The sequence below is a fragment of the Planktothrix mougeotii LEGE 06226 genome (assembly GCF_015207485.1).
Classification (GTDB): domain Bacteria; phylum Cyanobacteriota; class Cyanobacteriia; order Cyanobacteriales; family Microcoleaceae; genus Planktothrix.
The window spans coordinates 33,371-41,047 of record NZ_JADEWU010000053.1 but is presented as its reverse complement, the minus strand read 5'-3'; the positions used below and the strand labels follow the sequence as shown (position 1 = coordinate 41,047).

At 38.2% G+C, this 7,677-nt stretch carries 7 protein-coding genes; 3 read left to right on the top strand and 4 right to left on the bottom strand.

The window, feature by feature from the left end:
* Positions 1-121 precede the first annotated feature (121 nt).
* Entirely contained in the window at positions 122-259 is a 138-nt protein-coding gene (locus IQ236_RS28390; protein ID WP_193870791.1) for a DUF3470 domain-containing protein, read from the bottom strand.
* A gap of 212 nt (positions 260-471) precedes the next feature.
* On the opposite strand from IQ236_RS28390, the gene IQ236_RS19225 reads away from it, so the two are divergent.
* Positions 472-2,199 carry an Rqc2 family fibronectin-binding protein gene (locus tag IQ236_RS19225; protein WP_193870789.1) on the top strand — a complete coding sequence of 576 codons (1,728 nt, stop codon included), beginning with the start codon at positions 472-474 and terminating at the stop codon, positions 2,197-2,199.
* Positions 2,200-2,385: 186 nt separating this feature from the next.
* On the opposite strand, the gene IQ236_RS19220 is transcribed toward IQ236_RS19225, so the two are convergent.
* The 3 genes from IQ236_RS19220 to aroB form a co-directional block, all read right to left on the bottom strand.
* A complete protein-coding gene (locus IQ236_RS19220) occupies positions 2,386-2,583 on the bottom strand; it encodes a hypothetical protein (protein WP_193870788.1) in 198 nt (65 codons plus the stop codon).
* A 59-nt stretch (positions 2,584-2,642) separates the two neighbouring features.
* Positions 2,643-3,662: a peptidoglycan recognition protein family protein gene (locus tag IQ236_RS19215; RefSeq protein ID WP_228041744.1), complete on the bottom strand. Its 1,020-nt coding sequence runs from the start codon at positions 3,660-3,662 to the stop codon at positions 2,643-2,645.
* A gap of 547 nt (positions 3,663-4,209) precedes the next feature.
* Complete coding sequence (gene aroB / locus IQ236_RS19210) at positions 4,210-5,319, bottom strand: 3-dehydroquinate synthase (protein WP_193870787.1); 1,110 nt, start codon at positions 5,317-5,319, stop codon at positions 4,210-4,212.
* A gap of 116 nt (positions 5,320-5,435) precedes the next feature.
* Here aroB and petL point away from each other — a divergent pair, with 116 nt between their 5' ends.
* Together petL and IQ236_RS19200 are read left to right on the top strand one after the other, a co-directional pair.
* Positions 5,436-5,540, top strand: a complete 105-nt coding sequence (gene petL, locus IQ236_RS19205) for a cytochrome b6-f complex subunit PetL (protein ID WP_190521226.1) — start codon at positions 5,436-5,438, stop codon at positions 5,538-5,540.
* A gap of 217 nt (positions 5,541-5,757) precedes the next feature.
* On the top strand, positions 5,758-7,668 hold the full coding sequence (locus IQ236_RS19200; RefSeq protein ID WP_193870786.1) for a serine/threonine-protein kinase: 1,911 nt from the start codon (positions 5,758-5,760) through the stop codon (positions 7,666-7,668).
* The last annotated feature ends 9 nt before the right edge of the window (positions 7,669-7,677 follow it).

Here is a 7,677-nt window from a genome sequence, read left to right as displayed (position 1 = left end):
ATATTACAACCTATTTAGGACTGCTATAGGTATTTCAAATAATTATACCCCTTCTGTTTTGAAAAGAGGGGGTATGGAGGTTTAATTTTAGTTCAACAAACTGTTAATATTCCCTAAAAACTTACCAGTTCCCTTCACCCGGATTGGGACTAAAATATTGATCGAACTTATTAGTTTCACCCCGATATTGATCTGCTTCTGGGAGTGCGTCTTTCTTGCGAGTAAGATTAGGCCATATTTGAGCATACTTCCTGTTAATTTTTAACCAACGTGATCTCTCCTGAAAAAATAATCAAAACTTAACATTATTTCGTTAAATAACTTAAAAAAAGGCTTTATAGGCAATTTCACTAATTAGCAAAATATTCAAACCCAGTATAATTTTAAAAAACGTTATCCTTAAAATTAGGTGGGGTATAAGCAAAAAATAATGAGACAATAGTACATGGGTAAAGTGATCAGGCAAATATTATGCAATCTGTTGATTTAACGACATTAATCGCAAGCTGTTGTGAACTGCGGAAAGACTGGCTTCCAGCGCGGTTAGAACAGGTGTATCAACGCGATCGCTTTACGATTTCTTTGGGGTTACGCACCCTCAAACGTCGAGGCTGGTTAGATATTTCTTGGCATCCCCAAGCGGCTAGAATTTGTATTGGTGATCCTCCTCCCCGTATTCCTGATACCTTTACTTTTAGCGATCAACTGCGTCATCAATTAGGGGGATTAGCATTAGTTGAAATTCAGCAAATTGACCCTTGGGAACGAATTTTAGATCTGCAATTTTCCCAGCGTCCAGGAGATGAGATCCTCTGGCATTTGTATGTAGAAATTATGGGAAAATATAGTAATGTTATTTTAACTGGATCGGACAATAGTATTGTTACAGCAGCCCATCAGGTCAATATAAAACAATCCAGTGTGCGACCAATTTTAACGGGTCAAGCCTATGAACTGCCTCCTAAATTAACCGAACCCATTCCCAGTTTAAATGAGCCTCAATCCCGTTGGCAAGAGCGGGTAAGTTTAATTCCCAGCGCTTTAAAACAACAACTCTTAAAAAACTATCGGGGTTTAAGTTCTGGGTTAGTGTTATCGATGATTCAAGCTGCTAATTTAGATCCCACTCAACCCACTAATAGTTTAACTTCAGAAGATTGGAATCAGTTATTTAAAAGTTGGCAAACTTGGTTAAAAACCTTAGAAAATTATCATTTTTGTCCTTATTATACTTCCAAAGGTTATGATATTATTCCTTGGAATTTAGAAACGGTTTCTGACGTTAAATCTATTCAAATTTTACTCAATACTTATTATACTAATCAATTAAATCATCAAGAATTTCAGCAACTCCGGCATCAAGTTAGTCAAAAAATTAATAACGTTTTAACGAAATTACGAGTTAAAGCGGATCAATTTATTCAACGGTTACAACAATCCGATGAAGCTGATGAATATCGGGCAAAAGCCGATCTATTAATGGCATTTCTGCACGAATGGAAACCGGGCATGAAGGAGATTTTGTTACCCGATTTTGAGACAGGAGAACCTGTTAAAATTGCCCTAAATCCAGAGAATAATGCCGTCTGGAACGCTCAAAATTTATATAAACGACATCAAAAGTTAAAACGAGCCAGAATAGCCGTTGAACCCCTGTTAAATGAAGTCAAAACGGAAATTAACTATTTAGAACAAGTTGAATCAGCGATTAGTTTAATTGAAACCTATAAAACCGCCGAAGATTTACAAACCTTAGCCGAAATTCGAGAAGAATTAATTCAACAAGGTTATATTAATATTCCTGATTATCGCAGTTCAAATTCTCCCTCGTCCATAGAATTCTATCGCTATCAAACTCCCAATAATTTTGAAGTTTTAATCGGCAGAAATAATCGTCAAAATGATCAATTAACTTTTAAAGTTGCAACGGATTATGATTTATGGTTTCATACTCAAGAAATCCCCGGTAGTCATGTATTGTTACGGTTAAGTGCGGGACAGGTTGCTGATGATATTGATTTACAATTTACGGCTAATTTAACCGCTTATTATAGTCGTGCCAGACAAAGTGAACAAGTTCCAGTGATTTATACCAAACCCAAGCACGTTTATAAACCCAAAGGGTCTAAACCAGGGATGGTGATTTATAAACAGGAAACCGTGATTTGGGGTAGTCCTCATCAAGCTAAAATTATATGAAATCCCTAAATGTTTGCTACAAATTCCCCCCTGTAGAGACCTTGCATGCAAGGTCTCTACAGGGGGTTTAGGGGATTATCTGTAGTATAATTTCCAGGATTTCATATTACATTGTGATATTAATATTTTTGTGATAGTTTTTAATTGGAGTTTAACCAATTTTCTACTTGCAAGTTTGGAATATTTTCAAAATTCTGAAAAAATCTCATCGAGTTCGGGTTGATTTTGCCACGCTCCAAAAATAGATCTTAAACGGTTAAGGCGTTCTGATAAACTTAAAATGGGTACTGTTTTAACTTCAACAGTAATTTCTACTCCATCAGGTAAATCAATATCCTGTAATAATTCAATGGTTTTACCTCGTTTTATTCCTTTCACTTGCATAGTTTCCTCAAAGATCTTTGTGATTCTAAATTAGCTATTCCCTGTTCCCTACTATTATTTTAATTCAGATAAGCCGATTGACAACTAATCATAATTTCTTGAGTACGGGGATAGGATTGTAAATATTGAAAAAATAGTTGAGAATCAAAACTTCTGGGATCTCGCCGTTCTCCTGAACGATCTACCGCCGCATGAGTCGTAATTCGATAATCAGGAACTCCTGTTTTTGCCACTAACCACGCTAAAGATTGATATTGTGCTGTTGTATAACCACTATGAGAATCAGCATTATTGCGACCATCCGCAGGGGTTTCTAAAGAAACATGATAAGCAAAATTATTCACAGAAGGAGGACGTTGAGGATGGGTTTTTACTGTTTCCGTTCCTGTTGAAGTAGCAAATACAGAATCTCCTGCACCAAAGGCTCTTAAATCCGGCGGAACAATATAAACAATCTCCCCCGTTAACATAATTAAAGTATGATAACTCGCTTGATTATCCTCGGAATTTTGGGCAGTTTGGAAAAAATTCACCGCACTATAAACATCCGATACCGTTTCATGTAACACCACAATGGGGGCATTATTTACAGGTTGCCTATTAATATCATAAAGAAATCGTTGTCCGTAATTCGTCGGATTTGCTAAGGCTTGATATTCATTGGGAGCATAACCCACCCCGCCTTGAAGATTGGCCGTTTGTGCATCCGTTGGTCGCCGAAACCGATATAAGGTGACGGGATTCACCGATGGCCCAACTTTCCCACTCGCCGTCGGGTTCGGATCAGGTTGTAACGCACAGGTTCCAGGGACAGGAACATTATTCACATTCGCCACGGTTTTCGGTTGCGGTTGAGTCGCCTCTGGCTGTGGTTCCTCAGCCGCCACCAGTTTGATGTCTGGAGACGGGGAGGGAGAGACGGTTTCAGCAATCACCCGCTCAAATTTTGGCGGAGAAGGCATTTGGCTCCATAATGACATCCCTTGGGCCACAATCCAATCTTGATTTTTGAGTCCAACGGTTACTCCCACCCCTAGTAAATAGAGGGTTAACAGCAGAATAGGCGTCCATTTTCTCATTATGTGAGTCAGCCAATATTGAGTGCAATGTTTTCTAGTTTACATGATAAAAATCAAGCAAAAAAAACCACTGGTAATCAGCCAGTGGGTGAGGAACGAAACGTGATTTTGGTGTGAGGAGGAGTTAACTTGCTTTTGACACACCTCGCCCTATAAGTGGGAGGATTCTTTAGAAGGAGATAACCCGATGGTCATTGCTCGAACCACAACTCCCAAAACCCTTCTTAGGCGTGTTCTAGTGTCGTGCGATCCTACGATGCCAATTGCCTCTACTCTCTCGCCCCGAAGGGTCTGAGCCTACTTTTAAGTCGTTTTTCACTCACTCGCTTAATCGTTTCTGCTTGTGGGGGCTAGAACTAGAGTGTCAACACCGGTTCAACCATTTCGGTTAAACGCCCTTTAACTAGAGCGTCCCACCACTGGGAATCTCACCCGTCAATTAAGGTCATCGTGGCTTTAATTATTCTAATCCTAGTTCAAATTAATGTGAAGCCTAACTAGAAGTTAGGGGTTTCTACCCAAAATTTTCGATGAATTTTTTTTAGCATTAAGCCAAACAACCCATAGAAAAGCTTTCTAATACTTGACAAATGATATCAGATGTGACTTGATCTGTCACGATCGCTTCTCCGATGCGAGTCGGTAAGACAAATCTAACTTTTCCAGCCTTAACTTTTTTATCGGTTTGTAGACTATCCAAAATATCATCCAGATTTAATCCGGGGGGGAGTTGGGTCGGTAATCCCGCCTTTTCAATTAACGCGAATTGTCGTTGATCACTGTCTTGATTCCATAATCCTAATTTAACTGCAATTTGACTCGCGGCGACCATCCCAATTCCGACGGCTTCCCCATGAATTACAACGGTATATCCGGTTAAACTTTCCACCGCATGACCAATCGTATGACCATAATTTAAAATGGCTCTTAACCCCGATTCTTTTTCATCTTGACTAACAACATCGGCTTTACTTTGACAAGAACGAGTTAAAATTTCTTGTAATAATCCTGAGTCTAAAGATTGGATATTATCTAACCCTTGGGATTGTTCCAGTTTAACAAATAATTCCTCATCCCAAATCACACCATATTTAATCACTTCTGCCATTCCGGCTCTAAATTCTCGTTCAGGAAGGGTTTGCAAAACATCAGGATCAATTAACACTAATTTGGGTTGATGAAACGCCCCAATTAAGTTTTTTCCTTGGGGATGATTAACGCCTGTTTTTCCTCCAATAGACGCATCTACCATTGCTAATAAAGAAGTGGGAACCTGAACGACATTAATCCCCCGTAACCAAGTCGCCGCCGCAAACCCGGTCATATCTCCAATAATTCCACCCCCTAACGCTACCATTGTAGAGGAACGTTCTAATCGGTGTTTTAAAGCGGCATCATAAATCATTTGTAGGGTTTCGGGGGTTTTGTATTCTTCACCTGCTGGAAGGGTACAAATCGCCACATCAAACCCCGCTTTTTCTAAGGAAATACGGGTACGTTCTCCATAATAATTAAAGATTTCTGGGTTAGAAACTAATAGTATTTTTTTACCTAATTTTAATGGGGTAATCAATTCCCCTAATCGATCTAAGTGTCCTGCACCGATGGCAATATTATAGGATAATGACCCTAAATTAACCCGAATCATCGACTCCATATTCTTCCCCTCATTAACTCACCCTTAAAAATTGTATTCTATTTTTTACCCATTACAGATGATCACGGACGGAACACTCATGATTCAATAGAGAGTAATGTTTATGGAGTTGTCTAATGCTTACAGTGGATGGCGCGATCGCTTACGTTATCATCTATGCGGGATCTTTAGTCGCAGCAGCCGGAATTATGTTTACCCTGCGTGCAGTTAAACTGATCTAATCCTACCGTAGAGACGCGCCACGGCGCGTCTAAACTGGTTGTTGTGTTTGACCAGTGTTAGAAGAGAGTCCTTTGTGTCCCTCACTACGGGTTAATTTTTTCTGCGTTTGAGGATGTTAGAAGAAGAAGAGAGTCCTAAAGGACTCACTACGGGTTAATTTTTTTCGGAGATTAATATCTGATATGATTAATAGAATAGATGCGATCGCATTTTTCTATGACTTATTGTTTAAATTCTAATTGTGCTAAACCCTATAATTCTGATCAAAGTCAATTTTGTTTAAGTTGTGGAAATCCACTACGATTAAAAGACCGATATCGAGCCCTTGATATTATCGGACAAGGGGGATTTGGGAAAACATTTTTAGCGGTTGATGAGGATAAACCCTCTAAACCTCGTTGTGTGATCAAGCAATTTTTTCCCCAATCTCAAGATGCTGATGCGATACAAAAAGCATCTGAATTATTTGAGCAAGAAGCTATTCGTTTAGATGAATTAGGGAAACATCCCCATATTCCTGAACTTTTAGCTTATATTACCATTGAACAACAACAATATTTAATCCAAGAATTTATAGAAGGGGAAAATTTAGCTAAAATTCTGAATCAGGAAGGCGCGTTTAATGAAACACAGATTCAATATCTATTAATCTGTTTACTTCCAATCTTAGAATTTATTCATACTAAAAATGTGATTCACCGAGATATTAAACCCGCTAATATTATTCGTCGTCCTAATAATCAATTTGTTTTAGTGGATTTTGGTTCGGCTAAATTTACCCAAAAAACGGCGTTTACGGTGACAGGAACGATTATCGGTACTTCTGATTATATTGCGCCGGAACAAGCGAAGGGAAAGGGTGTTTTTGCCAGTGATATTTATAGTTTAGGGGTGACTTGTCTGCATTTATTAACGCAAGTGGAACCGATTGATTTATTTGATGATGAGGAAGGAATTTGGATTTGGCGAGAGCATTTAAAATATCCGGTGAGTGAGGAATTTGGGTTAATTTTGGATAAAATGATTGAAAGTGCGATTAAACGACGTTATCAATCTGCTAGGGATATTTTAACGGATTTAAACAATAAATTTCCTAATTCTGGGGAAATAGTAGTCAGCGATAATTTAGAAAGGTTAGGAAATAATATAGAAAGATTAGGAAGCGAGACGCTTGCTCCACAGTTGATAAATAAAGATCAAAACTGGGAATGTGTTAAAACAATTATTGCTCATACTTGGGTCATTTATGGGGTTGCTATTACTCCTGATGGTCAGAATATTGTGAGTTGTAGTGAGGATGAAACGATTAAAATTTGGAATTTGAAAACAGGAGAATTAGAGAAAACGTTAACAGGACATTCAGGAGAAGTTTCAGCAATTGCAATTAGTTCTGATGGTCAAACAATTGTTAGTGGAAGTTATGATAAAACTGTCAGACTCTGGAATTTAGAAGCGGGTGAAGAAATATCTGTCTTAGTAACAAGTGAGTCTAAAGTTGAGTCTGTGGCTATTCACCCTCATAAGAATATTATTGGGATGAATCATAGTTATGGAAAATCATCTTCCTATGCTCGTGTTCTTGTCAAGAATATAGATACTGATAAAAATGCTTATACTTCATCACATAGTGTTTCCAATATAGGAGTAATAATTAACGCAATTACTTTTGCTGCTAGTAGCCCTTTCCTTGCCTATGAAAATCCTCAAGGTAGTATTATTATAGCTCACATGAACACCGGAGAAACAATTCGTGAGCTTAAAGTCCCTGAAATTGATTATCGATTTTTATCTCTTGCTTTTAGTTCGGATACTCAAATACTAGCAAGTGGAAGTGGGGACAATACAATCACATTATGGCAACCTGCAACTGGAAATCTAATCAGAAGCTTAGAAGGACATTCAGGAAGTGTTTATGCTGTTGCAATTACTTCAGATAATAAAATATTAGTCAGTGGAAGTGAAGACCAAACGATTAAATTGTGGGAAATAGAAACAGGGGAAGAAATTTGTACATTAACTGGACATACGGGTATTGTTTATTCTATTGCGATTAGTCCCGATAATCAAACGATTGTTAGCGGGAGTCAAGATGGAACAATTAAAATCTGGCGTTCGGTGTTGGGATAAGTTGCAAGA

Excerpts from the sequence above, each read along its gene's own strand:
- IQ236_RS19225 (WP_193870789.1), top strand. The coding sequence starts at position 472 with ATGCAATCTGTTGATTTAACGACATTAATCGCAAGCTGTTGTGAACTG.
- IQ236_RS19220 (WP_193870788.1), bottom strand. The coding sequence starts at position 2,583 with ATGCAAGTGAAAGGAATAAAACGAGGTAAAACCATTGAATTATTACAG.
- IQ236_RS19215 (WP_228041744.1), bottom strand. The coding sequence starts at position 3,662 with ATGAGAAAATGGACGCCTATTCTGCTGTTAACCCTCTATTTACTAGGG.
- aroB (WP_193870787.1), bottom strand. The coding sequence starts at position 5,319 with ATGGAGTCGATGATTCGGGTTAATTTAGGGTCATTATCCTATAATATT.
- petL (WP_190521226.1), top strand. The coding sequence starts at position 5,436 with ATGCTTACAGTGGATGGCGCGATCGCTTACGTTATCATCTATGCGGGA.
- IQ236_RS19200 (WP_193870786.1), top strand. The coding sequence starts at position 5,758 with ATGACTTATTGTTTAAATTCTAATTGTGCTAAACCCTATAATTCTGAT.